At 69.0% G+C, this 24,137-nt stretch carries 16 protein-coding genes and 1 pseudogene; 9 read left to right on the plus strand and 8 right to left on the minus strand.

What is annotated here, in order from left to right:
- Positions 1-15 precede the first annotated feature (15 nt).
- Positions 16-414, minus strand: a complete 399-nt coding sequence (gene pilG, locus DX912_RS14955) for a twitching motility response regulator PilG (protein WP_115843698.1) — start codon at positions 412-414, stop codon at positions 16-18.
- Between the two features lie 380 nt (positions 415-794).
- On the opposite strand from pilG, the gene gshB reads away from it, so the two are divergent.
- Both gshB and DX912_RS14965 read left to right on the plus strand, forming a co-directional pair.
- Positions 795-1,745, plus strand: a complete 951-nt coding sequence (gene gshB, locus DX912_RS14960; RefSeq protein ID WP_115843700.1) for a glutathione synthase — start codon at positions 795-797, stop codon at positions 1,743-1,745.
- A gap of 55 nt (positions 1,746-1,800) precedes the next feature.
- Positions 1,801-2,676, plus strand: coding sequence for an energy transducer TonB (locus DX912_RS14965; RefSeq protein ID WP_115843702.1), 876 nt, complete (start codon positions 1,801-1,803; stop codon positions 2,674-2,676).
- A 207-nt stretch (positions 2,677-2,883) separates the two neighbouring features.
- On the opposite strand, the gene tsaB is transcribed toward DX912_RS14965, so the two are convergent.
- The 4 genes from tsaB to mrcB form a co-directional block, all read right to left on the minus strand.
- Positions 2,884-3,597: a tRNA (adenosine(37)-N6)-threonylcarbamoyltransferase complex dimerization subunit type 1 TsaB gene (gene tsaB / locus DX912_RS14970; RefSeq protein WP_115843704.1), complete on the minus strand. Its 714-nt coding sequence runs from the start codon at positions 3,595-3,597 to the stop codon at positions 2,884-2,886.
- A gap of 83 nt (positions 3,598-3,680) precedes the next feature.
- Positions 3,681-5,726: a DNA repair helicase YoaA gene (gene yoaA / locus DX912_RS14975; protein WP_233433611.1), complete on the minus strand. Its 2,046-nt coding sequence runs from the start codon at positions 5,724-5,726 to the stop codon at positions 3,681-3,683.
- Positions 5,727-5,982: 256 nt separating this feature from the next.
- A complete protein-coding gene (locus tag DX912_RS14980) occupies positions 5,983-6,519 on the minus strand; it encodes a tetratricopeptide repeat protein (protein WP_115843706.1) in 537 nt (178 codons plus the stop codon).
- The gene (gene mrcB, locus DX912_RS14985) at positions 6,519-8,900 is read right to left on the minus strand and encodes a penicillin-binding protein 1B (RefSeq protein ID WP_115843708.1); all 2,382 of its coding nucleotides are present in this window, start codon (positions 8,898-8,900) and stop codon (positions 6,519-6,521) included. The genes DX912_RS14980 and mrcB overlap by 1 nt, the downstream gene beginning before the upstream one ends.
- Before the next feature lie 129 nt (positions 8,901-9,029).
- On the opposite strand from mrcB, the gene DX912_RS14990 reads away from it, so the two are divergent.
- Positions 9,030-11,132, plus strand: a complete 2,103-nt coding sequence (locus DX912_RS14990) for a glycosyltransferase (RefSeq protein WP_115843710.1) — start codon at positions 9,030-9,032, stop codon at positions 11,130-11,132.
- A 6-nt stretch (positions 11,133-11,138) separates the two neighbouring features.
- Here DX912_RS14990 and DX912_RS14995 read toward each other — a convergent pair whose 3' ends face one another.
- Positions 11,139-12,797 (minus strand): tetratricopeptide repeat protein, encoded by a 1,659-nt coding sequence (locus tag DX912_RS14995; RefSeq protein ID WP_233433607.1) that lies wholly within the window; start codon positions 12,795-12,797, stop codon positions 11,139-11,141.
- Between the two features lie 54 nt (positions 12,798-12,851).
- Positions 12,852-15,023 carry a RelA/SpoT family protein gene (locus tag DX912_RS15000; RefSeq protein WP_115843712.1) on the minus strand — a complete coding sequence of 724 codons (2,172 nt, stop codon included), beginning with the start codon at positions 15,021-15,023 and terminating at the stop codon, positions 12,852-12,854.
- A gap of 81 nt (positions 15,024-15,104) precedes the next feature.
- Between DX912_RS15000 and DX912_RS15005 the strand changes: the two genes are divergently transcribed.
- On the plus strand, positions 15,105-15,593 hold the full coding sequence (locus DX912_RS15005) for a hypothetical protein (RefSeq protein ID WP_115843714.1): 489 nt from the start codon (positions 15,105-15,107) through the stop codon (positions 15,591-15,593).
- Between the two features lie 62 nt (positions 15,594-15,655).
- Positions 15,656-16,132: a hypothetical protein gene (locus DX912_RS15010; RefSeq protein ID WP_115843716.1), complete on the plus strand. Its 477-nt coding sequence runs from the start codon at positions 15,656-15,658 to the stop codon at positions 16,130-16,132.
- A 6-nt stretch (positions 16,133-16,138) separates the two neighbouring features.
- On the opposite strand, the gene hrpA is transcribed toward DX912_RS15010, so the two are convergent.
- Complete coding sequence (gene hrpA, locus DX912_RS15015) at positions 16,139-20,077, minus strand: ATP-dependent RNA helicase HrpA (RefSeq protein ID WP_220340815.1); 3,939 nt, start codon at positions 20,075-20,077, stop codon at positions 16,139-16,141.
- A 95-nt stretch (positions 20,078-20,172) separates the two neighbouring features.
- Here hrpA and DX912_RS15020 point away from each other — a divergent pair, with 95 nt between their 5' ends.
- The 4 genes and pseudogenes from DX912_RS15020 to DX912_RS18830 all read left to right on the plus strand — a co-directional run bounded on the left by DX912_RS15020 (position 20,173) and on the right by DX912_RS18830 (position 23,691).
- Positions 20,173-20,733, plus strand: a complete 561-nt coding sequence (locus tag DX912_RS15020; RefSeq protein ID WP_115843721.1) for a Dps family protein — start codon at positions 20,173-20,175, stop codon at positions 20,731-20,733.
- Positions 20,734-20,888: 155 nt separating this feature from the next.
- The gene (recQ, locus tag DX912_RS15025; protein ID WP_115843723.1) at positions 20,889-22,703 is read left to right on the plus strand and encodes a DNA helicase RecQ; all 1,815 of its coding nucleotides are present in this window, start codon (positions 20,889-20,891) and stop codon (positions 22,701-22,703) included.
- A gap of 105 nt (positions 22,704-22,808) precedes the next feature.
- Positions 22,809-23,213 carry a GFA family protein gene (locus DX912_RS15030; RefSeq protein ID WP_147298656.1) on the plus strand — a complete coding sequence of 135 codons (405 nt, stop codon included), beginning with the start codon at positions 22,809-22,811 and terminating at the stop codon, positions 23,211-23,213.
- Between the two features lie 41 nt (positions 23,214-23,254).
- A pseudogene (locus DX912_RS18830) lies at positions 23,255-23,691 on the plus strand (GFA family protein).
- Positions 23,692-24,137 lie beyond the last annotated feature (446 nt).

The raw sequence follows: 24,137 nt of genomic DNA on the forward strand, positions 1-24,137 counted from the left end.
TGCCCTACCCCCCGGTCAGGCGTTTACGTGCGTGCGGATCGCGTCGAGCAGTTCTTCGCGTGTGAATGGTTTGGTGAGGTACTGCTCGGAGCCGACGATGCGACCGCGTGCCTTGTCGAACAGGCCGTCCTTGGACGACAGCATGATGACCGGAGTGCCTTTGAACAGGTGGTTGTTCTTGATCAACGCGCAGGTTTGGTAACCATCCAGCCGCGGCATCATGATGTCCACGAAGATGATCTGCGGCTGTTGATCGGCGATCTTCGCCAGCGCCTCGAAGCCGTCGGTGGCGGTCACCACCTCGCAGCCCTCGCGCTTGAGCAACGTCTCGGCGGTTCGGCGGATCGTCTTCGAGTCATCGATGACCATGACCTTCAGACCGCCGAGGCTGCCGTTGCGGACCTCGTCTAGCATTTTCGAATTCCCCCATGCGAATGCCGCCGTGTGCGTGCACTTCGCCAGTCGCCTTTATTCCAAGCCGCGCGGAAGCTGTCAAGCAGCGTTTTCTGCGGGCAAGCTGAATGCGCCGCGGAGCCGGCCGGGCCGGTCCGCATCCGGATCGTGCTGGTGGGACCGCCGGGAGCGGTCACGCGACGATGTGGGCACGCGCATTGCATATACCGGAAAGAAGTGACGTTTCCGAGCACCCGGGCTTCAAGCCGGGACACGGGTCTCAGTAGTCGGGCGTGCGGTCGGCGCCGCCGGACGAACCGCTTTTTCCCCCGGGAAGGCCAGCGCACCGCCGTGCTCCCGCCCCCTGCTACCATCGCCCGACCCTCGCCCCCGCCAACGCCATGCCGCTCGACATCGTCGTCGTGATGGACCCCATCGGGTCGATCAAGATCGCCAAGGACTCCACCTTCGCCATGCTCCTGGAAGCCCAGCGTCGCGGGCACCGGCTGCATTACGTCCGCCCCGGCGGGCTGTCCGTCCGCGACGGCAAGGCGCAGGCGATCGTCGCCCCGCTGCAGGTGCGCGACGACAAGAACGGCTGGTACGAGCTGGGCGACTTCGCACCGCTGCACTTCGGCCGCGGCCAGGTCGTGCTCATGCGCAAGGACCCGCCGGTCGACAGCGAATACATCCACGACACGCAGATCCTCGGCCTCGCCCAGGATGCCGGCGCGCTGATCGTCAACGACCCGCAGGGCCTGCGCGACTACAACGAGAAGCTCGCCGCGCTGCTGTTCCCGCAGTGCTGCCCGCCGACGCTGGTGAGCCGCGATCCCGCGGCGCTGAAGGCTTTCGTCAACGAACACACCGACGCGGTGCTCAAGCCGCTGGACGGCATGGGCGGGCGTTCGATCTTCCGCGCGCATGCCGGCGAGCCGAACCTCAACGTGATCCTGGAAACGCTGACGCAGGGCGGCCACAGCCTCGCGATGGCGCAGCGCTATCTGCCGGAGATCACCGATGGCGACAAGCGCATCCTGCTGGTCGATGGCGAGCCGGTGGATTACTGCCTGGCGCGCATTCCGCAGGGCGACGAATTCCGCGGCAATCTCGCCGCCGGCGGGCGCGGCGAAGGCCGTCCGCTGAGCGAGCGCGACCGCTGGATCGCCGCGCAGGTCGGCCCGGAAATGAAGCGTCGCGGCATGCTGTTCGTCGGCCTGGACGCGATCGGCGACTACCTCACCGAGGTCAACGTCACCAGCCCGACGTGCATCCGCGAGCTCGACGCGCAGTTCGGCATCAACATCGCCGGACTGCTGTTCGATGCGATCGAACGCAGGGTGGGCGCGTGAAATCCCGACGCGGATCCGATCCGGCCATCGCACAGAACGCGTACGCTTCGAAGGCATGAACGCCGCAGTTGCCACTCCCTACGAATCCACCGGAAACGGGCGCGTCAGCGCGACGTTCGTGCTGTCGCTGCTGGTGCACGGCATCGTGCTGCTGGGCGTGGGCTGGACGCTGGAGACGGCGGCACCGGTGATGCCCACGCTAGACGTGATCCTCACGCAGACGACCAGCGCACTCACGCCCAAGCAGGCCGATTTCCTCGCGCAGGCGAACAATCAGGGCGGCGGCGAGCACGACAAGAGCACGCGTCCGCGCGAAGCGCAGTCGGGTCCGTTGCCTCAGGCGGCCACGGGCATCGCGCCCCGCACGTTGCGCGCGCAGTCGCCCGCGCCGCAGCCGGCACCGCAGGCGCGCGTGGTCGCCAGCACGCGCGGCGAATCCGCCACGCCGACGCCGCGCAGCACGCCGTCGCCGAGCGAACGTCCGCTGCCGCGCGGTGAGGAAAAGATCGAGCGCGACATGCAGATGGCGCGCCTAGCGGCGGAAATCCACATGCGTTCGGAGCGCTACGCGAAGCGGCCGTCGCGCAAGTTCGTGTCGGCCAGCACGCAGGAGTACGCGTGGGCCGGCTACCTGCGCGACTGGGTCGATCGCGTCGAACGCGTGGGCAACCTCAACTATCCCGACGAAGCGCGTCGTCGCCGGCTTGCCGGGCAGGTGGTGATCAGCGTGGCGGTCCGTCGCGATGGTTCGGTCGAACGCGCCGACATCGTGCGCACCAGCGGCATTCCGCTGCTGGATGCTTCGGCGCTGCGCATCGCCAAGCTCGCCGAACCCTACCCGCCGCTGCCGCGCACCGACGAAAACCCGGACATCCTGCACGTCACGCGCACGTGGAACTTCCTTCCGGGCGGCACGCTGGTCGACGAGTGAGGCGCGCCGCGTTCCGCTGCGGAACGTTCACGTCAGGCATGCACCCTTGAGGCTGTCATCCCGGCGCAGGCCGGGATCCAGGCCATCACGTCTTCGCGTCAGCCAATCGCCCTTCGGTCAGGCAACCAGCCTGGATCCCGGCCTTCGCCGGGATGACGGGCTTCGAAGCGCGCTTGAGCCCTGGTTTCCCACGCATTCCAGCACGGGTCAGCGCTTCGAATCCCGCAATGCCTGTTGCTCGCGCAGCGTCAGCGCAACGTTGTTTCGGAGATAGGCAGGTTCGATGCGTTCGGCGGCGACGGCTTCACCGCGCGCGAACGCCTTCGCTGCAAGACGCGCGACGTCCGCGGCATGCGGCAGCTGCGACCCGTCGATCGACGCGAAGCGCGCGGCGAGCCGCTGCGACAACGCGTTCTCCGCCGCGCCGAATCCGGTGCCAACGCCGAGCCACTCCCCCTCCTCGCCCGGCACCACGACATCGCCGGGCGCGCTGACGCGTTCCTCGCTCAACGCACGTGCGTCGCCTCCCTGCACTTCAAAGGCCGCCGAATACACCTCGCCCATGCGCGCGTCGATCGCAGCGAGTACACGCGATGCGCTCGCGCTCGCAGTGTCTGCACGCATCGCCAGCGCAGCGAGCGTCGACACCGGAACGACAGGCCGATCGAGCGCGAGCGCAATCCCTTGCGCCAACGCGATGCCCAACCGCACACCCGTGAAGGCGCCCGGACCACGGCCGACGGCGATCGCATCAAGCTGCGATCGCTTCACGCCTGCCTCGGCGAGCAGTTCCTCGGCCCAGGGCAACGAAAGTTCCGCGTGCCGGCGAGGCGCCAGTTCGAACCGCTCACGCACGTCGCCGTCGATGGACAGCGCGACGGATAGGGCTTCGGTGGAGGTTTCGAAGGCGAGGAGCTTCATGGGGTTCGGATGGGATTCGCGATTGGAGGAGCGTACCGCTTTTGGCCCGGATGCCCGCGAAAGCCGAGGCCGGGACTACGGCGTCATGTGCCCGTGGGCTGCGTGCCGTCTTCGAAAAACGCCGCCACATCCTCCACGCGGCGTGTCTTCGGCAGCGGCGGCAGCGAGTTGAGGAAGACGCTGCCGTAGGTCTTGCTGGTCAAACGCGGATCGCACAAAACCAGCACGCCGCGATCGGTCTCGTTGCGGATCAGGCGACCTGCGCCCTGCTTCAGCGCGATCACCGCCTGCGGCAGCTGCTCGTCGCGGAACGGATTGCCGCCGTTGCGGCGGATCGCGTCCAGGCGCGCCTCGAACACCGGGTCGTCCGGCGCGGCGAAAGGCAGCTTGTCGATCACCACCACGCTGAGCGCATCGCCGGCGACGTCCACGCCTTCGCGGAAACTCGCCGCGCCCAGCAGCACGCCGTTGCCCGACGCGCGGAAGCGTTCGAGCAGCACCGCGCGCGGCGCTTCGCCCTGCACGAACAGCGGCCACGGGCCGTCCTTCAGCAGCTCGGCCGCCTCGCGCAGCGCGCGATGCGAGGCGAACAGCACGAACGCGCGGCCGTTCGATGCTTCGAGCACCGGCCGGACCTTGTCGATCATGCTTTCGTTGTAATGCCGCACGATCGGCTCGGGCAGTCCGCGCGGCAGGTAGCACAGCGCCTGCGTTTCCCAATCGAACGGACTGGGCACCAGCAGCGTGTGCGGCGGGTCCTCGCCCTTGAGATACAGGCCAAGCTTGATCGCGAAGTGTTCGAAGCGCCCGCCAACGGCGAGCGTGGCGGAGGTGAAGATCCACGCCGCCTGCGAACGCGCACGGTGTTGCGCCAGCGGGCCGGCGACATCCAGCGGCGTGCGGCTCAGGCGGAAGCCGCGCGCGGTGAGTTCGTACCAGAGCACGCTTTCGTCGGCGTGCTTGCGCGACGGCTTGGCATCGCTGTCAGCCGACTCCGTCGTTTCGACCGAATCAGCGTTTTCCTCGTCCTCGTCGACCGGGAGATCCTCGCCATCGCGCCAACGCTTCAGGCGACCTTCGAATTCCACCGCGCGTGCCGCGCATGCATCGAATCCCGGCGATGCGGACGCATACGGCACAACGGCCGCGTGGAACGCGCGCAACGCGGCATCGAGCGCATCGAACGCGGCTTCGACATTGGCGTCCTCGGCCGCACGACGTCGCGTGCCGCGCACCGGCAATTCGTCCATCGCCGCGCGCAGTGCACGCACCCCCTGCTCCAGCGCGCGCGCCCGTTCCTGCACCGCGGCCAGTGCGGACGGCACCTGCTTGCATTCGGTCAGCGCATCGCGCGCGAGTTCCACCAGCGGCCGTGCGCTGAGCGCTTCGCCGAAGAACTGCGCGGCGAGCTCGGGCAGCTGGTGCGCCTCGTCGACGACGAACGTCTGCGCGCCCGGCAGGATCTCGCCGAAGCCTTCCTGCTTCAGCGCGAGATCGGCGAGCAGGAGGTGGTGGTTGACGACGACCAGATCGGCGGCCTGCGCACGCTGGCGCGCCTGCACGACGAAGCAGTCGTTGAAGAACGGACACTCGCTGCCGAGGCAGTTTTCCGCGGTGCTGGTGACCATCGGCAGCAGCGGCGAGTCTTCCGGCAGCGCGTCGAGTTCGGCCATGTCGCCCATGCGCGTACGGCCGGACCACGCGACGATGCGCTGGAACTGCGCTGCCATGTCGCGCGACGTGAAGCGCGGCTCGCCCTGCGCCTGTCGCATGCGGTAGTGGCACAGGTAATTCGCGCGACCTTTGAGCAGCGCCGTCTTCAGGCCGACGCCGAGCGCGTCGCGCACGCGCGGCAGGTCGCGATGGTAGAGCTGGTCCTGCAGCGCGCGCGTGCCGGTAGAGACGATGGTCTTCTTGCCCGACAACAGTGCCGGCACGAGGTACGCGAACGTCTTGCCGGTGCCGGTGCCCGCTTCGGCGAGCAGCGTGCCGCGTCGATCCATGGCGTCGGCGACGGCCGCGGCCAGGTCCAGCTGCGCCGGGCGCGAGGAAAACGACGGAATGTTCTTCGCCAGTTCGCCGCCTTCCGACAGCGCCTCGCGGCTCGCCTGCGCCAGCCGGCTCGGCACGCGCGCGTCGACGGAGCGCGCCTCGACGGAGCCTGCGTCGGAAGACACGTCGTCGAGGCGGGGTTCGGTTGGCGATGGCGCCGGGGCTTGCATGATCTCGACGGGTTCCTGTGGTGGCGCGCGCGAGGTCCGCGCATCCGGCCATCCCACGTGGCCGCCCCACTCACGACACCTGCCGATCACGGGAATCCGCGGCGACGCCGCGGCACGGACCTATTCTAGCCGGCGGCGGGTGGACTCGCCGGGAGGGCGAGGCTCAGTAGCGCGCCGGCGCCGCGACGGTGCAGGCGTCGCGCTCGCGACGCGCGTCGGCGACGGTTTCGCCGGGGACTTCCACCGGAACCGGACGCACCTGCCGCACCTGCGCGATGGTCTCCCAGTGGCGACGGCACAGCGGGCCGACCTTCGAACCGCGCTCGATGCCGAGTTTCGCGTAGCGCTCGGCGCCGGCGAGATCCTTCACCAGCAGCGCGGCTTCGGCGCGTTCCTGCAGCAGCGCCGGATCGTCCGGGTTGAGTTGCAGCGCCTGGTCGAGCGCCTCGATGGCCTGCGCGTACTGGCCGGCCTTTTCCAGGCGTTCCGCGTCCTCGCGCAAGTCGTCGACCTGCGGGTCGCGGATCGGCTGCACGTCGAGCTCGGTACTGGCCGCGCCGCCGGCGGCGCGGACCGCGGTGACGGCCGCGACGCCATCGATGCTCGGCGCCGGCGGGGCCGGCGGCGTGCTCGTGCAGGCAGCGAGGACAGCCAGCGCCAGCGTGGTGAAAGCGATGCGGGGGAGGTACGAATACGTCATTACGGGGTCTCTTGCGGCGGCGCCTGCTCGCGCGGGGCCTCCTCTTCCTTCTTTCCGATGCCGAACCAGTCGCGCCAGCCGCCGCTTTCCTCTTCCACCGGCTCGGGCTGCGGACACGGCGCGTACGCCGGCGCGAAACCGGACACATACGCGAAACGACGCGCGCCGGGGCAATCGGGGTCGGTCGTGTTGGAGCCGATCGTCCACTGCCAGTCGATGCCCTTGTTGCCCACTTCCAGCGGCGCGGTGGGCAGGCGCGAGAAGATTGCCGACCACACGCGCATCGCGCCGGTGGCGCCGTACAGGCCGGTTTCCTTGTTCTGGTCGTTGCCGACCCAGATCACCGCGAGGTGGTCGCCGGTCCATCCGGCGAACCAGCTGTCGCGGCCGTCGTTCGACGTACCGGTCTTGCCGGCCGGCGACAGACGACCCAGGCCGTCGCGCACGAGCTGCGTGCCGGTGCCGTTCGACACGGCCTGCTGCAGCGCGATGGTGATCAGCCGCGCCGCGATGGCGTCGCCTTCCTGCGCGGGCGCGGGTTCCTTGTCGTAGCGATTGAGCGCCTTGCCGTTCGCGTCGAGGACGCCGCGCACGGCATGCAGCGGCTGGATTTCGCCACCCGACGCGAGGAACTGGTACAGCTGCGCCATCGCGTACGGGCTCTGGTCGACCGCGCCGAGGATCAGCGCCGGATTCGGCGTGGCCTCGATGCCGGCGAGCGTGCGGATCAGGCCGGCGATGCGCTCCGGATCGACCTGCATGCCGACGCGGACCGTCGCCTGGTTGTAGGACATCGCCAGCGCATCGATGAGGCGCACCGTGCCGTGGCTGCGGCCGTCGGAGTTGCCCGGATTCCAGTTCTTGTTCTTGCCCAGCGCGACGGTGACGGGCGAATCGTCGACCCAGCTGGCCAGCGAATACTTGCCCGGCTGCGCGAGCGCCAGCAGGTACACGAACGGCTTGAGCAGCGAACCGACGGGACGCTGCGCTTCGACCGCGCGATTGAAGCCGTGCTCGGCGACGCTGCGACTGCCGACGACCGCGACGACGTTGCCGTTGTGCACGTCGGTCACCACCAGCCCGGCCTGCAGCGGCGGACGGCGCTTGTTGTCCAGGCCCTTGAGCGTGCGCGCGACCGCGCCTTCGGCCATCGCTTGCGCCGAGGGCGACATGCCGCTCATCACGCTCAGGCCAGCGCCGGCGAGCGCGTCAGCAGGATAGTCGCGCGCGAGCTGGCGTCGGATCAGGTCGATGTACGCGGGGAAGCGATTCGCCGCGATGCTGCCCGGATCGGTGGTGACACCCAGCGGCGCCTTCAGCGCACGCTGGTATTCGGCGTCGCTGATCAGTTTCGTTTCGTGCATCTCGCCGAGCACGAAATTGCGGCGTTCTAGCGCGCGTTCGGGATTGCGGCGCGGGTCGTAGTACGACGGGCCGCGCACGATGCCGATCAGCAGCGCGATCTGTTCGGTGCTGAGGTCCGACAGGTCGCGTCCGAACCAGAATTCCGAACCGGCCGCGACGCCGTGAATCGCCTGCGCGCCGCGCTGGCCGAGGTAGACCTGGTTGAAGTACGCCTCGAGGATCGTGCCCTTGTCGTAGCGCGCTTCGATCAGCAGGGCGTACAGGATCTCCTTGCCTTTTCGACTGATCGTGCGCTCGCGGCCGATGCCGAGCAGGCCGCTGCGCGCAAGCTGCTGCGTCAGCGTGCTGGCGCCCTGCGTGCTGCCTGTCGCGGTCTTGAAGGCGGCGCGGACCATGCCGCTGACGTCGATGCCGTGGTGGCTGTTGAAGTCGCGGTCTTCCACGGCCTGCAGGCCGGTGACCAGCAGTTCCGGCACTTCGCGCAGGCGCACGAGGCGGCGCTCCTCGTTCTTCTGGCCGTAGAGCGTGGCGATGCGCGCCGGGTCCAGGCGGACGGACTTCAGCGCGCGTCTGGCCGAGGCGTCGCGCACCGAGGCGACCTTGCTGCCGGACAGCGCGACTTCGATGCGCCGCGCGGGCACCTGGCCGTCGACATCCTGGAAACCGCGGCTGGAGATCGTCCAGCGCCCGCCGTTGCGCGCGTAGGTGCCTGGACGCGTCCCATCTCCCTCGTGATAGGCGGCCGCATCCAGTTCGGTCTTCAGCGTGGCCGCGTCGAGCGTGCGCCCCGGGGCCAGTTCCAGCGGACGTGCGTAGACGCGCGTCGGGATCTGCCATTTCAGCTGGCCGAAGCGCTCGCCGACTTCATGGTTCAGGTAGAGGGTGTAGGGAATCAGGAAGCCCAATCCGAGGCCGACCGCCGCCAGCACCCAGATGACCAGACGCCGACGCCATTGCGGGGTCTCGGGCTGGTCGATGTCGTCGTTGTCGTCTTCGTCGTACTGGATTCGGGCCACGGCATGGGACAATGGCGGGGCTGCGCCCTCGTGCCCGCGAGTCTAGCGCAGCCCGCCCGCCGGCCCGCGAAGACGGGAAGCAGGGCGCAGTTCGCGTTAGGGAGTTCCTTCAGCAATGACGATGATCCGATGGGCCTGAGCTGGACCGAGGTGCGGTTCTTCTACGACCGGGGAACCGGCCTCCTTCGCCGGGGGCTCGCAAGCCTGCGCACCCGCGGGATCCGTGCCTCGTGGGAGCGCGTCGTCAGGCAGTTCCATACCGTGCCCATGGAGCAGCGTCCGTCGCTGTACCTGCCGCAGTCCGAGCCGTTCGCCCCGTTCGACGTGCCGCATTCCGATCAGCCGGTCGCGAGCATCGTCATCCCCGTCTACAACCAGTTCGCGCACACGCTGGCCTGCCTGCGCGCGATTGCGGCGCATCCGCCCTCGGCGGGCATCGAGATCATCGTGTCCGACGATGGCTCCTCGGACGAAACCGAATCCGCGCTCGCGCAGGTCGATGGCGTGCGCTACTACCGTCGTGCGCAGAACGGCGGCTTCATCGCCGCCTGCAACGATGGCGCGGCTCAGGCGCGCGGCGAGTTTCTCGTCTTCCTCAACAACGACACCATCCCGCAACCGGGCTGGCTCGATGCACTGCTGGCGACGTTCGATGACGAGCCCGGCGTTGGCCTCGTCGGCGCGCAGCTGGTCTATCCGGACGGCCGGCTCCAGGAAGCCGGCGGCATCGTGTTTTCCGATGGTTCGGCGCACAACTACGGCCGCTTCGAAAGCCCGAACGATCCGCGCTACGGATACGTTCGCGATGCCGACTACTGCTCCGGCGCCGCCCTCGCGATCCGGCGCCCGCTGTTCGAGCGCGTGGGCGGTTTCGATCGCCGATACGCGCCGGCGTACTTCGAGGACACCGACCTGGGTTTCGCGGTTCGCGCCGCCGGCGAACGTGTCGTGTACCAGCCGCAGTCGCGCGTGGTGCACATGGAAGGCGTCACCGCGGGCGTGGACGTAAGCAAGGGCGTGAAGGCGTACCAGGTGCGCAATCGCCACGTGTTCGCGGAAAAGTGGCAGCAAATGCTGGAACAGCAGCCATCGCCGCAGACGACGCCGCACCTTGCGGCCAGCGCGCGTGCGCAGCGACGCGTCCTGATCGTCGACAGCGCGACGCCGCTGCCCGATCGCGATTCGGCCTCGCTGCGACTGGTGAACCTGATGCGGCTGCTGCGACAGGAGCGGGCGCACGTTGCGTTCTATCCCGCCGACGGCAACCACGCAGGCAGCGCGACGCAACGCCTGCAGCAACTCGGCGTCGAGACCTGGTACGCGCCGTTCGCGGCGACGCCGGCGCAGTGGATGGCCCGTCATGACGCCTCGTTCGACACCATCGTGGTCTGCCGCCACTACGTCCTGCGCGAATGGCTGCCGCTGGTGCGGCGTTTCGCGCCGCAGGCAAATCTGGTGTTCGATACCGTCGACCTGCACTACCTGCGCGAACGTCGCGGCGCCGAACTGGCCAACGACGCCGCGCTGAAGCGCGCGTCCGAGCGCACGAAGGCGCTGGAGCTGGAGATGATCGCGCGCAGCGACGCCACGCTGGTGGTGAGCGATGTCGAGCGCACCCTGCTCGCGAAGGACGCACCCGGCGCGCACGTCGACATCGTGTCGAACCTGCACCACGTGCACGGTCGCGGCCTGCCGTTCGACGAGCGCCACGATCTGGTGTTCGTCGGCGGTTTCCGCCATCCGCCGAACGTCGATGCCGTGCAATGGTTCGTCTGGGAGGTGTTTCCGCTGATTCGCGCGCGACTGCCGGACGTGCAGTTCCACTGCATCGGCAGCGATGCACCGCCGGAGATCGCCGCGCTCGCCGCACAGCCCGGCGTGATCGTGCATGGCCATGTTCCCGACATCGACCCGTACATGGACGGCGCGCGCATCGCGATCGCGCCGTTGCGCTACGGCGCGGGCGTGAAGGGCAAGGTCAACCTGAGCATGGCGCACGGCCAGCCGGTCGTCGCGACGGCAACTGCAGTCGAAGGCATGCACCTGCGCGACGGCGAGGACGTGCTGGTCGGCGAGACGCCGCAATCCTTCGCTGATGCCGTCGTGCGCCTTTATACCGACGAGTCGCTCTGGGAACGCCTGTCGCACAACGGCATCGTCAACGTCGAGCGGCATTTCTCGCTGGACGCGGCGCGCGAGGTCGTACGGCGCGTGTTGCTCGAACGCAGGTAGCGCGTTTCAGTTCGCCGCCGACGCGGCGCGCAGGCGGTCGGCGAATTCGCCCAGTCCGATCGCCTGCGGATCGAGTTCCCGCGCGGCGATGAGCGCGGCCTGCGCCGCGCCGAGTTCGCCCGCGCCGAGGCGCTCGTCGCCCACCGCGATCCAGCGCTGCGCCAGTCGCCTGCGTGCATCGCGAAGCACGGCGCTCTCGCCTTCCAGCGCGGCGCGCGCATCCAGGCATTCGCGCGCACGACGCAGGCGATTGCCGCGCAATTCGTCTTCGAAACACTGACGTGCGGCGGGAAGCAGCCGCGCCATCGCGCCGCGCACGCGCGGATCCTGCGGTGCGAGCGCCTGTGCCGCGCGCAGTTTGTCGTAGGCGCTTTCGCCCGGCGGCGTGAGCAGGTCCCCGCGCGCTTCGGCCTGCGAGGCATCGGCGAGCAACTGGTCGATGCGGCGCGTACGCTGCGCGGTCGGCTCGCGCTGACCGTAACGCTGCTGCGTCTGCCGCGCCTGCAGGAGGCGCTGCTGGGCCTGCGCGATGCCCGGCGCGTCCATCGCGATCGCACGCGCGTCGCGCAACGCGGCTTCGGCGTCGTCGAAGCGGAAGTCGGACGCGTAGCGCTCGCTGCGCTCCGCGTAGGTGTTGGCCACGTGCATGAGGCCGCGCTCGGCCGCCGCATCGTCGGGCATCGCCGCCAGCGCGGCGAGATAGCCGTGCAACGCGTCGTCCAGGCGCCCGCGCCGGAGGGCCTGGTCGGCGCGGTTGCGCTGCTCTTCGCCCGCGCGTGCCAGTTGCGCGAGCGCGTCGGGCAAATCGACGTGGCCGGGATCGGCCGCCTGCACGCGGCGAATGCGCGACGACGCCTCCGCCAGTTCGCCGCGCGAAAGCGACGTTCGCGCCAGCTGGAGCAGGTCGGCCAACGTGTCCTCGCGTCCTTCCAGCGCTTCCACGCGCGAGGGCTGCAGCGCGAGCACGCGCTGGTACAGCGGCAGCGCCGCGTGTTCGTTTCCGTCGAGCTGCCCGGCCAGGCGCGCGGCGGCGGCCTGCGCGAGCAGCGTATCGACGCCGGCTTCCGCGGCCTCGCGTGCACGCAGGCGTTTTTCGAGGGCGTCGACCTTCGCGCGCGGCACCGCCATGTCGCGCGCAAGCGCGATGAACGAATGCGCCTGCCTGTACTGCCGCGCCGCCATCGCCTTGTCAGCGCGCACAAGCGCGGCTTCGCCGACTTTCGCCAGGCCCTCGCGCGCTTCGGCGCGATCGGGATCACGCGCCAGTGCGGCGGCGTACAGCTCGCGGGCGCCGCGACCGTCCGCTGACGTCAGGCGCCCTTCCGCCAATGCGCGTGCGGCGTCGGCCTGGAGCTGCTGCACGCGCGTTTCGGGCCAGAGCATGTCCGACAGCGGCTGGCGCAGCACGAACAGGCCCGCGCCCAACGCCGCGAGCGCGAGCATCGCGACGACCCAGGACCATGGGCGCGACGGCTTCGGCGGTTCGGTGATCGGACGACGACGACCGGGACCCGCGCGGAAATCGTCGACTTCCCAGCCGCCCATTTCCTCGCGCGGTTCGGCGCCCATCGTCGGCTCGATGCGCCCACGCGCCGGCGCCGCATCGTCGCCGAGCGGGCCGTGCCAGGGGTCCGAGTTGGGGTCACGGGGCGTATTGGAACTCACGGCGCAAGGATAACGCCCGTGCGGTCGTCGGCCCGTCGCGTCCTGTGCGCGCGTTCAGCGGCGCTGTGCGTGCTCCACGCCCGGAAGCGCAGACAGCTTGCCCAGCAGCGTGGACAGCTGCCCGTAGTCACCTACGCGAAGGCGCAGCCGCAGGCGGACGCGCGCACCGTTGCGCTCGCTGTCGCTGCGGATGCTGACCACGTGCGCGTTGCCCTGCGCGATGAGGTTGGTCACTTCCTTCAGCAGCCACTTCCGGTCCAACGCGAGCACTTCGACGTCGACCTCGTATCCGCTGCCGGCGCGGCCCCACTCCACCGGCAACACGCGCTGCGGCTGGGCGGCAGCCAGGCGCTCGAAGGCGGTGCAATCGGGGCGATGCACGCTCACACCGCGGCCGCGGGTGAGATAGCCGACGATCGGCTCGCCCGGCAGCGGCTGGCAGCAACGCGCCAGCTGAACCAGCAGGTTGCCCACGCCTTCGACCGTGAAATCGGTGCTCCGTCGCGGCGTGTGCCGCGGCGGCGGCGTGGTGATGTGCGTGGTCGTCGGGGGCGCGGTGGCGGCGGCCTGTGCGGCTTCGCGGGCGCGTTCGTGCTCCAGCAGCGCGCGACCGACCTGGTGCGGACCGATATCGCCCAGCGCGACCTGCACGTACACCTCGCCGTCGGTGGCGAGGTTGAACTTCTCCCGCGCAGGCGCGAGGTCCGCGCCCAGCAGACCAAGGCGCCGCAGTTCCTTGTCGAGCAGTTCCTTGCCGGCGGTTTCGTTGCGCGCGCGGTCCAGCTTGTGGAACCACGCGCGCACCTTGTCGCGCGAACGTCCGCTCGCGAGGAACCCGTTCGCGGCGACGAGCCAGTCGCGGCGCGGCTCGCCCGTCTTGGCGGTGAGGATCTCGACGCGATCGCCGGTGCGCAGCTTGTGGTCCAGCGGCACGATGCGCCCGTCCACCTTCGCGCCGCGGCAGCGATGCCCGACTTCGGTGTGCACGTGATACGCGAAATCCAGTGGCGTGGCGCCGGTGGGCAGGTCGATCACCTCGCCCTTCGGCGTGAGCACGTAGATGCGGTCCTCGACCAGTTCGGTGTCGAATTCGCCCGAGAGCGACGCTTCATCGCGTCCCGCTTCGCCGCCGCTTTCCAGCAGGCGGCGCATCCACGCGATCTTGCGATCGAACGCCGCATCGGCGCTGTGGCTGCCGACTTCCTTGTACTTCCAGTGCGCCGCGACACCGAGTTCGGCCTGCCGGTGCATTTCGTGCGTGCGGATCTGCACTTCCAGCGTCTTGCCTTCCGGGCCGATCACCGCCGTGTGCAGCGAACGGTAGTCGTTGCGCTTGGGACGCGCGATGTAGTCGTCGAACTCGCTCGGGATCGGCGTCCACGTCGCGTGCACGACGCCGAGCGCGGCGTAGCAGTCTGCGAGGCTGTCCACCAGCACGCGCACGGCGCGCAGGTCGTACAGCTCGCCGATCGGCGCGTTCTTGCGCTGCATCTTCTTCCAGATGCTGTAGATGTGCTTCGGGCGCCCGGCGATGTCCGCCGCCAGACCCTGCGCGGCCATCGCTTCGCGCAGCGTGCGCTTGACCTGCTCAATGTAGCGCTCGCGATCGGCACGCTTCTCGTCGAGCAGCCGCGCGATCTGCTGGTAGGTCGCCGGCTCCAGGTAGCGGAATGCCAGGTCTTCCAGCTCCCACTTCAACTGCCAGATGCCAAGTCGATTGGCGAGCGGCGCATGGATGTCGCGCGTGAGCATCGCCAGTTCGCGGCGTTCGTCTCCCGGCAGGCGTTCGGCGTGGCGCATGCGTGCCAGCTGGCGCGCCAGCAGGATGGGCACCACGCGCAGGTCGCGCACAATCGCCAGCAGCAGCCGGCGCAGGCCTTCGTTGCCGGCCTGGCCGTGGCGCTGGGCGTGCAGCTCCCACACCTGCCCGGCGGCGCGCTGGCCTTCCAGCAGCGGCGCGATGCCGGGGAAATCGCGCTCGATGCGCGGACGCAGTGCCTGTTCCCAGGCCGGATAGGCGTGAAGGATTGCCGCCGCCGCGGAGTCGCCATCGGCGCCGAGCAGCGCCAGCGCGTCGAGCATGCTCTCGACGACATCCGGCGGATCGCCGCCGTCCGTGCCCGCCGTCGCCGCAGCCTGCTGCATCGCGCGGTGCAGCGGCGCGGGAATGCCCGCGCTGGCGGGATGCGCCAGCGCCGGATGAGGCGTGGGAGACGGTGTTGCCATGGCGCAGGGAACGGGCGGACGTGGGGTTCGATGTCGCAGGGACGGTCTACACTAGCCCGCAACCGACTGGAGGAACAGCGCATGACCCGCATCGCCCCCGCCCGCCTTCTCGCGCTCGCCGCGCTGCTGCCGCTGGCCACCTCGGCCCTGGCGCAGCAGAAGATCGAACAGCAGATGTCCTACGAGCAGTTCAAGGCATCCGGACTCGACAAGCTGTCCGCGGGCGAGCTGGCGAACCTCAATGCGTGGCTGGAAGGCAAGCTGGAAGTCGAGACCGCCAAGGCCGTCGAGGGTGCACGACAGGAATCGGGCGACGACCGCCGCGGCCTCACGGAACGCGAGTCGCGCGATCCGGTCGCCGCCGCCATCACCGGTGGGTTCACCGGCTTCGGCAAGGGCCGCCAGTACACGCTCGACAACGGGCAGGTGTGGCAGCAGATCGACGAGGCCTCGCTGAGCGCGAAGCTCGACAACCCGAAGGTCCGCATCACCCCCAGCCTGCTCGGCGGCGCGTGGTACCTCGCGGTCGACGGCTACAACACGCGCGCGAAGGTGCAGCGCGTCAAGTAAGCCGCAACGTCATCGCGCGCCGGACTGGCGCCCTACCTGCCCACCCGCCATGAGATGAACCGATGCGTCGTTGCCTGCTCCTCGCGATCGCGGTGTTGCTTGCCCTGCCGGCATCGGCCGGCGAACGCACGTGGGTTCCCATCGAAAAGCGCCTGAGCGCCGAGCAGCTGCGCGCGACGGGCCTCGACTCGCTTTCGGCCGAGCAGCTGGCGCTGCTGAACACGCTGCTCCGCGAGGACCGCGCGGCGGATCTTCGCGCCGCCGACGTGCAGCGCACGCAGGATGAGGCCGGCATGCGTCCCAAGCGGACGCCCGCGCAGACGGTCGTCGCCGTCGTGCCCGGATCCTCGCGCGCATGGACGCAGGGCCAGACGTTGCTGCTCGACAACGGCCAGCGCTGGCGCGTGGTCGATTCGGGCGTGAATTTCCCGCGTCCGATCACCGATGCGAAGGTGACCATCGCGCCCGGCATGCTCGGTGCGTGGTACCTGCGCATGGACGACGGCACGCCGCCGATCAAGGTGCAGCGCGTGGACTGACGCGCCTCAGCGGCGCAGCTGCGCGAGCCGCTGCGCCAGTTTCTTCGGCGATACGCCGCCACGCGTGCCCAGCTCCTGCGCGAACAGCGACACGCGCAGTTCTTCCAGATCCCAGCGCAGCGCCTGCCAGTCGGGCGCATCGGCCTCGCCGCTTCGCACGGCTTCGGCGAGCGCATCGGCGAACAGATTGAGTTCGAGCATGCGCGCCTGGTCGCGAACCGGATCGCGCAGCGCGCGTTCCCCGCGCAAGGCCAGCGCCTTCAGGTACCGCGGATACTCGCGCAACGCGTCGGCCGGCACGCTGCGCAGGAAGCCCGGCGGCGTCAGCGTTGCAAGATGCGCGCGCATGTCGTCGAGGTTGCCGCTTGCCCAGCCCATCAGCGGCGATTCGAGCTTGGCGCGCGCTTCGGCAACGGCCGCGAGGATCGTCTCGGCCTGCCGGAGCCGTTCCATCGCATCGCCGAAGACCTGCTTGCCGATGGCGTCGCGGCGCGCGGCGAAGGCCGCGGCATCGCGGACATCGCCGACTGCAGCGTCGTCCGTCATCGATGCGAATGCACCATCGACCAGGTCCGCGCGCAGGCGATCTCCTTCCTTCAAGCCGTCCACGCGCGGGGCGGCGGCTTCGATCGAGGCGTAGAGCAACCCCATCTTCGGCGTCACCGGCAGTTGTTTGCGCGCCTGCTTGAGCTTGTCGGCCAACGCGATCGCCAGCAGGCGGCGCACGCCGCGCGGGTGTTCGCGCAGCGCGACGTCGCGTTCGGCGTGCACGCGCAGCGATGCGCTGTCGCCATCGTCGTGCAATGCAGGGTACGCAGGCACGCCGCCCGCACCGGGCACCGACGCGGGGATCGGTGCGTCGGGAAACGTCGTCAGTCCACGCTGCGCCAGTCCGTCGGCCGCCTTCGCCGCGAACGCCGCTGCCGCGCGCTCGCCGAAGCGCGCGCGCAGGTCGTCCAGGGCGCGCGATTCGGCCAGCACGGTCTTGCCATCGCGATCGAACAGCCGCAGGTTCATGCGCAGGTGCGGTTCCAGCGCGGATTCGTCGAAGTCGGTCGCGGCCACCGCCACGCCGCCGAGCCGGTGCAGGAAACGCGCAAGCTCGCCGGTGATTGTGTCCGCGGACGGCTGCTGGTGCGCTTCATGGAACGCGCGCGCGAAGTCCGGCGCCGGCACAAAGTTGCGGCGAAGCGTCTTGGGCAGCGTCTTGATCAGGGCCGCCGCCTTGTCCTGCACGAAGCCCGGCGCAAGCCACGTCAGGCGCACCGCATCCAGCGCGTTGAGCAGGTGCAGCGGAACGGCGAGCGTCATGCCGTCGTCGGTCGCGCCCGGCTCGAAGCGGTACTTCACTTCCAGACGCACGTTGCCCAGCGCGAGATACGGCGGGAAGCGCACCGCGTCGCTTTCGTCGCCGATCATCAGGTCGGCGAGCGACCATTCCAGCGCGGCCTTCTCGGGCTGCGGCAGCTTGGCGTACCACGCGTCCAGCGCCTGCGCGTTGTGCACGTGCGCAGGCAGGCGGTCGAGGTACCACTGCGCCATCCATTCCTCGTCGACGACCAGGCCGCTGCGACGCTGTTTGGCTTCCTCGTCGCGCGCCTTCGCGAGCGTGGCGAGGTTGCGCGGCAGGAACTGGCTGCGCGTGTTGATCTCGCCCGTCACCAGCGCATCGCGCGCGAAGATCGCCCGGCTTTCCTCGGGAAACAGCGCGCCATAGTGCACGGGGCGCTTGGGCGCGAGCACCAGCCCGAACAGGCTGATCTGCTCGCTTCCGATCACGCGGCCCTGCGAACGCGACCAGCGCGGATCGTGCTGGCGGCGCGACAGGAGATGCGACAGTTCGGCGATCGCCCAGTCCGGTTCGATCGCGGCGTTGGTCAGCGCCCAGACGCGTTCGGTGTCGAGCAGCGTCGCCGACAGCACCCACGGCGGTGGTTTCTTCGCCAGCGGCGAGCCGGGGAACAGCTGGAATTTGCGGCCGCGCGGTCCGTCGAAGCCCTTGTCGCTGCGCGTGCCGATCTGTGTCGGCAAGCCGGCGAGCAGCGCCTTGTGCAGCGTGGCGTACGCGGACTGATCCAGCGCGCCATGCTCGTTGAGCGCCGCGCGCGATTCCTTCCACTGGAGTTCTTCGGCCATCAGCTTGAGCTGGCGATGCAGCTCGCGCCACTCGCGCATGCGCAGGAAGCCGAGGAAGTTCTTCTCGCACCAGCCGCGCAGCTTGGACTGCGTCAGCTCCTCGTGTGCGGTGTTGTAGGCGTTCCACAACTTGATGATGCCGACGAACTCCGACTTCGGATCGGCGAACTGAGCGTGCGCGTTGTCGGCCGCGGCGCGCTGGTCGGCGGGGCGTTCGCGGGGATCCTGGATGCCGAGGAACGACGCGATGACCAGCATCTCGCGCAGGACGCCATGTTCGTTCGCGGCCACGAGCATGCGCGCGAGCTTCACGTCCACCGGCAGGCGCGACATGAGCTTGCCGATCGGCGTCAGGCGCCGCTGTTCGTCCACCGCGCCGAGCTCGGCGAGTTGCTGCCAGCCGTCGGCGATCGCGCGCGGATCGGGCGGTTCGAGGAACGGGAATTCCTCGATGCGTCCCAGCCCGAGCGACAGCATGCGCAGGATCACGCCGGCCAGCGCGGCGCGGCGGATTTCCGGATCGGTGTAACGCGGGCGCGATTCGAAATCGGCTTCGGAATACAGGCGATAGCACGTGCCTTCGCTGATGCGCCCGCAACGGCCCTTGCGCTGGTCGGCGCTGGCCTGGCTCACCGGCTCGATGTGCAGGCGATCGAGCTTGCCGCGCGGGCTGTAACGCTTCACGCGCGCCAGGCCCGGATCGACGACATAGCGGATGCGCGGCACCGTCAGCGACGTTTCGGCGACGTTCGTCGCGAGCACGATGCGGCGCTTCGGGCCGGGATTGAACACGCGGTCCTGGTCGCGCACCGACAGGCGCGCGTACAGCGGAAGCACTTCGGTTTCCCGGTATTTGCGACGTTCCAGCGACAGGTGCGCGTCGCGGATCTCGCGCTCGCCGGGCAGGAAGATCAGCACGTCGCCACGCGGATCCTCGCGCGTGATCTCGTCGCACGCGGCCACGATGCCGTCGTTGGTGGTGCGATCGCCATCGTCTTCGCCCTCGCCTTCCAAGGGGCGATAGCGCACCGACACCGGGTAGCTGCGACCTTCCACGTTCACCACCGGTGCATCGCCGAAATGCGCGGCGAAGCGTTCGGTGTCGATCGTCGCCGAGGTGACGATGACCTTCAGGTCCTTTCGCTTCTGCAACAGCTGCTTGAGGTAGCCGAGCAGGAAGTCGATGTTGAGGCTGCGTTCGTGCGCCTCGTCGATGAGGATGGTGTCGTACTGCGACAGCCAGCGGTCGGACTGGATCTCGGCCAGCAGGATGCCGTCGGTCATGAACTTCACCGCGGTCTGCTCGCCGACGTTCTCGGTGAAGCGCACCTGGTAGCCGACCGCGCCGCCGAGCTGCGTATGCAATTCCTCCGCCACGCGGCGCGCCACGGCGCGCGCGGCGATGCGACGCGGCTGCGTGCAGCCGATCATGCCGGCGGCGCCCCGGCCGGCGGCCAGGCACAGTTTCGGCAGTTGCGTGGTCTTGCCCGAACCGGTTTCGCCGGCGATGACCACGACCGGATGGGCGCGGATCAGTTCGACGATCTCGTCGGCCTTGGCGGCGATGGGCAGGCTGGGGTCGACGGGCGCCGCGGGCAGCGCGGCGGTGCGGGCTTCGCGCTGGGCCACGGACGCCGCCAGCGCCGTCGCGAAGGCATCGCGTGCGCGTTCGTCGCCGGGTTTTCCGCTCCATCGCGACCACAATCCATGCAGCCGGCCACGGTCGCGACTCAGCGCACCATCGATGGCGCGCCGGGCCTGGCGTAACGCATTGCTGACACTGGCGTGACTAGACTCCGCCGGATCCATAGACTTCATCGTGCTGCCTGAAAAGTAACCACCCCCACATCGCGGACGGCATGGCCCATTGTCGCCGCAATGCCATGATCGAAGGGAGAACCGCAATGGCCAAAGCCAAGAACGACAAGCCCGCCAAGCCCCAGAAGTCCGACAAGTCGCAGACCCAGCTGACGCCGACCGCCAGCAGCCAGGCCATCGACATCGGCATCAGCGGCGGCGACCGCCAGAAGATCGCCGAGGGACTGTCGCGCTTCCTGTCCGACAGCTTCACGCTGTACCTGAAGACCCACAACTTCCACTGGAACATCACCGGGCCGATGTTCAACAGCCTGCACGTGATGTTCGAAACCCAGTACACCGAGCAGTGGACCGCGCTGGACGAAACCGCCGAACGCATCCGTGCGCTGGGTTTCAACGCACCGGGTTCGTACGCCGAATTCATCCGCCTGAGCTCGATTCCCGAGGAACCCGGCCTGACCGAAGCGCCGGACTGGAAGGAAATGGTCCGCCAGCTGGTGGCCGGCAACGAGGCCGTGGCCCGCACCGCGCGCAAGGTCCTCAAGACCGCCGACGATGCCGGCGACGATCCGACCGTCGACCTGATGACCCAGCGACTGCAGACCCACGAGAAGTACGCGTGGATGCTGCGCTCCCTGCTGGAGTGATGGCGGCGCAGGCCCGCTGATTCAAGGTTCGCCGAACCCCTCTCCCGCGCAGGGGGAGGGGTTTCTGCTTTCTGGCGCTGCTGCGGACGGATCCGACCCGGTTTTCCGCCGTTTTCCGAAGGCCTGCCATCGCCGGGCTTCGTTAAACTAGGCCGATGTCAGACCCCGCACTCGATCTGCTCCGCCGCGTGTTCGGCCATCCCGGCTTCCGCGGCGAACAACGGCAGATCGTCGACCACGTCGCCGGCGGTGGCGACGCCCTCGTCCTCATGCCCACCGGCGGCGGCAAGTCGCTGTGCTACCAGCTGCCCGCGCTGTTGCGCGACGGTTGCGCGCTGGTGGTGTCGCCGCTGATCGCGCTGATGCAGGACCAGGTCGAGGCGCTGCGCCAGCTCGGCGTGCGTGCGGCCTTCCTGAACTCCACGCTCGATGCGAACGCTGCGGCCGACGTCGAACGCCAGCTGCTGGCGGGCGAACTGGACCTGCTCTACGTCGCGCCCGAGCGGCTGCTGACCAACCGGTTCCTCTCGCTGCTCGATCGCGCGCGCATCGCGCTGTTCGCCATCGACGAGGCGCACTGTGTCTCGCAGTGGGGCCACGATTTCCGACCGGAGTACCGCCAGCTGACGGTGCTGCACGAGCGCTGGCCGGACGTTCCGCGCATCGCGCTGACCGCGACCGCCGACGCGCCGACGCGGCGCGAGATCGCAGAGCGGCTCGCACTGGAAGATGCGCGTCAGTTCGTCAGCTCGTTCGACCGCCCGAACCTGCGTTACCGCATCGTCCACAAGGACGGCGGCGGCGTGCGGCAGCTGCTGGACTTCCTCGACGCCCATCGCGGCGAGAGCGGCATCGTCTACGCCTTCTCGCGCAAGCGCGTTGAAACCGTCGCCGAGCAGCTGCAGGCCGCCGGCATCAACGCCCTGCCCTACCACGCCGGCATGGACGCGTCGCTGCGCGCGCAGAACCAGCGGCGTTTCCTGCAGCAGGACGGCATCGTGATGGTGGCGACGATCGCGTTCGGCATGGGCATCGACAAACCGGACGTGCGATTCGTCGCGCATGTCGACCTGCCCAAGTCGATCGAAGGCTACTACCAGGAAACCGGCCGCGCCGGCCGCGATGGCGAAGCGGCCGAGGTCTGGCTCAGCTACGGCCTGGGCGACGTGGTGAACCTGCGGCAGCTGATCCAGCAGGGCGAGGCCGGCGAGGAACGCAAGCGCCTGGAACTGCGCAAGCTCGACGCGCTGCTCGGCTATTGCGAGTCCACGCAATGCCGGAGGCAATCGCTGCTGGGCTGGTTCGGCGAAGCGCATGGCGGCGCGTGCGGCAACTGCGACAACTGCCTGGATCCGCCGCGCAGCTGGGACGGCACGCAAGCCGCGCGCAAGGCGCTGTCGTGCGTGTACCGCACCGGCCAGCGCTTCGGCGCCGGCCACATCATCGACGTACTCCGTGGCGTGGCGACCGACAAGGTCAAGCAGTGGAACCACGAAACCCTGAGCACGTGGGCGATCGGCAGCGACCTGGACGAGCGTCAGTGGCGCGGCGTGTTCCGCCAGCTCGTCGCCGGCGGCCTGCTGGAAGCCGACATCGAGCACCACGGCGCGTTGCGCCTCACCGCGCTCAGCGGGCCGGTGCTGAAGGGCGAAATCGAACTGCGCTTCCGCCACGAACCCGAGAAGCCGGCGCGCGGACGCCGTACCCGCGGCGGCGCCGCTACGGCCGTCGCCATCGACCTGGATCCCGAATCGCAGCTGCGTTTCGATGCACTGCGGGAATGGCGCAGCAACATGGCGCGCGAGCAGAACGTGCCGGCGTACGTGATCTTCCACGACAGCACGCTGCGCGCGATCGCCCAGGCCGCCCCGGACGACCTGGACGAGCTCTCGCGCGTGCCGGGCATCGGCGCGAGCAAGCTCGATCGCTACGGCGAGGCGGTGCTGCAGCAGCTGTTCGACGCGGCCTGACGCGCTGGGCGTCGCCCGCAGGCTCTACGGCCGGCTTCCTCGCGCTCCCCACACATCGCCCCGGATAGCCTGACTTTCCGCCACGTCAGGGTCGTGGAGGCCAACATGGGCATGACCATCGAAGGCGGCTGCCTGTGCGGGGCCGTCCGCTACAGCGCCACGGCGCCGCCGGTGTCGCGCAGCATCTGCCACTGTCGGAGTTGCCGGCGAGCCAGCGGCGCCCCGTCGGTCGCGTGGTCGACCTTCCACGTCAACAGCCTCGTCTTCAGACACGGCATGCCGGTGCGATACCGCTCCTCGCCCGACGTGACGCGCACCTTCTGCGGCGTCTGCGGTACGCAACTGAGCTACCGGCACGACGACGACGTGGACAGCATCGACATCACCACGGCCACGCTCGACGCGCCCGAGCAATTCCCGCCGACGAAGGAAATCTGGATCGAACACAAACTGCCGTGGGAGCGCGCCAACGAGGCGATGCGGCATTACCCGCGGACCAGCACGGGCTGACCGCACGCGTCATCGCCGCGGGCGTGATCGGGAGCAATGGAATGTCGGATGAAACGATCTTCGAAGGCGGCTGCCTGTGCGGTGCGATCCGCTACCGCGCGACGGCCGAACCGCTGCGCGGCGTGATCTGCCATTGCGGGATGTGCCGGCGCCATTCAGGCGCACCGGCGCTGGCGTTCGTGCATTTCCCGGCGACTGCCTTCACGTGGTCGGGGATGGAGCCGACGTGTTCCGCTCTTCGGCGAACGCCGAGCGCGGCTTCTGCGCCCGGTGCGGAAGCACGCTCGGGATGCGCGAAGCGGTGCTCGCCGATCGCGTCCAGGTGTGCATCGGCAGCCTCGATGAGCCGGATGGAGTACGTATCGACGACCATGTCTGGACGCGCTCGCGCATCGCGTGGTTCGACACCCGCGACACGTTGCCGCGCTTTTCGCGCAGCAGTACGGCGGTGGCGAGTCAGGCGACCGGGGATGACTGAATCGATTCGCCGTTGGGTCAAGGCGAAAAGATCTTTGGCGTTTGCTCGCCGAATTTGAGACTTATCTGAAGACGCCTCGGTACGGTTGAACGAAAGCTTCGACTGTTTGCCGCTCGTGCCATTGCTCTTTGCCGCACGGGTGATGCGGCAATTTTCTGATTCCGGTGTAAAGCCGGCGGTCGTTCGAACCGCATTCGGTCGTGTCGCATGCGGATCCGCGCATGCCGCACTTTCTTCCGGGATTCAGCGCTTTGCACGCGAGAAACGCAGGCCTGTGTGCGCCACACATTCTCGACGCAAAGAAAACTTCGCATTGATGGTTTGCACGGCGGCGAAAAACGCTTAGGCCCTGATCGAAACGACATGGGGTCAAGAAATGAGAAGCCGCAGCTGTTCCTGCCCATGGCGTGCGCTACGTGGCTCACGTCGCGCTCGGCAGGTGCTTT

The sequence above is a fragment of the Lysobacter soli genome (genome assembly GCF_003382285.1).
Lineage (GTDB): Bacteria > Pseudomonadota > Gammaproteobacteria > Xanthomonadales > Xanthomonadaceae > Lysobacter_J > Lysobacter_J soli.

Bases quoted from the DNA above. Each gene is read 5' to 3' on its own strand.
- pilG (WP_115843698.1), bottom strand. From the start codon at position 414: ATGCTAGACGAGGTCCGCAACGGCAGCCTCGGCGGTCTGAAGGTCATG.
- gshB (WP_115843700.1), top strand. From the start codon at position 795: ATGCCGCTCGACATCGTCGTCGTGATGGACCCCATCGGGTCGATCAAG.
- DX912_RS14965 (WP_115843702.1), top strand. From the start codon at position 1,801: ATGAACGCCGCAGTTGCCACTCCCTACGAATCCACCGGAAACGGGCGC.
- tsaB (WP_115843704.1), bottom strand. From the start codon at position 3,597: ATGAAGCTCCTCGCCTTCGAAACCTCCACCGAAGCCCTATCCGTCGCG.
- DX912_RS14980 (WP_115843706.1), bottom strand. From the start codon at position 6,519: ATGACGTATTCGTACCTCCCCCGCATCGCTTTCACCACGCTGGCGCTG.
- DX912_RS14990 (WP_115843710.1), top strand. From the start codon at position 9,030: ATGGGCCTGAGCTGGACCGAGGTGCGGTTCTTCTACGACCGGGGAACC.
- DX912_RS15000 (WP_115843712.1), bottom strand. From the start codon at position 15,023: ATGGCAACACCGTCTCCCACGCCTCATCCGGCGCTGGCGCATCCCGCC.
- DX912_RS15005 (WP_115843714.1), top strand. From the start codon at position 15,105: ATGACCCGCATCGCCCCCGCCCGCCTTCTCGCGCTCGCCGCGCTGCTG.
- DX912_RS15010 (WP_115843716.1), top strand. From the start codon at position 15,656: ATGCGTCGTTGCCTGCTCCTCGCGATCGCGGTGTTGCTTGCCCTGCCG.
- hrpA (WP_220340815.1), bottom strand. From the start codon at position 20,077: ATGGATCCGGCGGAGTCTAGTCACGCCAGTGTCAGCAATGCGTTACGC.
- DX912_RS15020 (WP_115843721.1), top strand. From the start codon at position 20,173: ATGGCCAAAGCCAAGAACGACAAGCCCGCCAAGCCCCAGAAGTCCGAC.
- recQ (WP_115843723.1), top strand. From the start codon at position 20,889: ATGTCAGACCCCGCACTCGATCTGCTCCGCCGCGTGTTCGGCCATCCC.
- DX912_RS15030 (WP_147298656.1), top strand. From the start codon at position 22,809: ATGGGCATGACCATCGAAGGCGGCTGCCTGTGCGGGGCCGTCCGCTAC.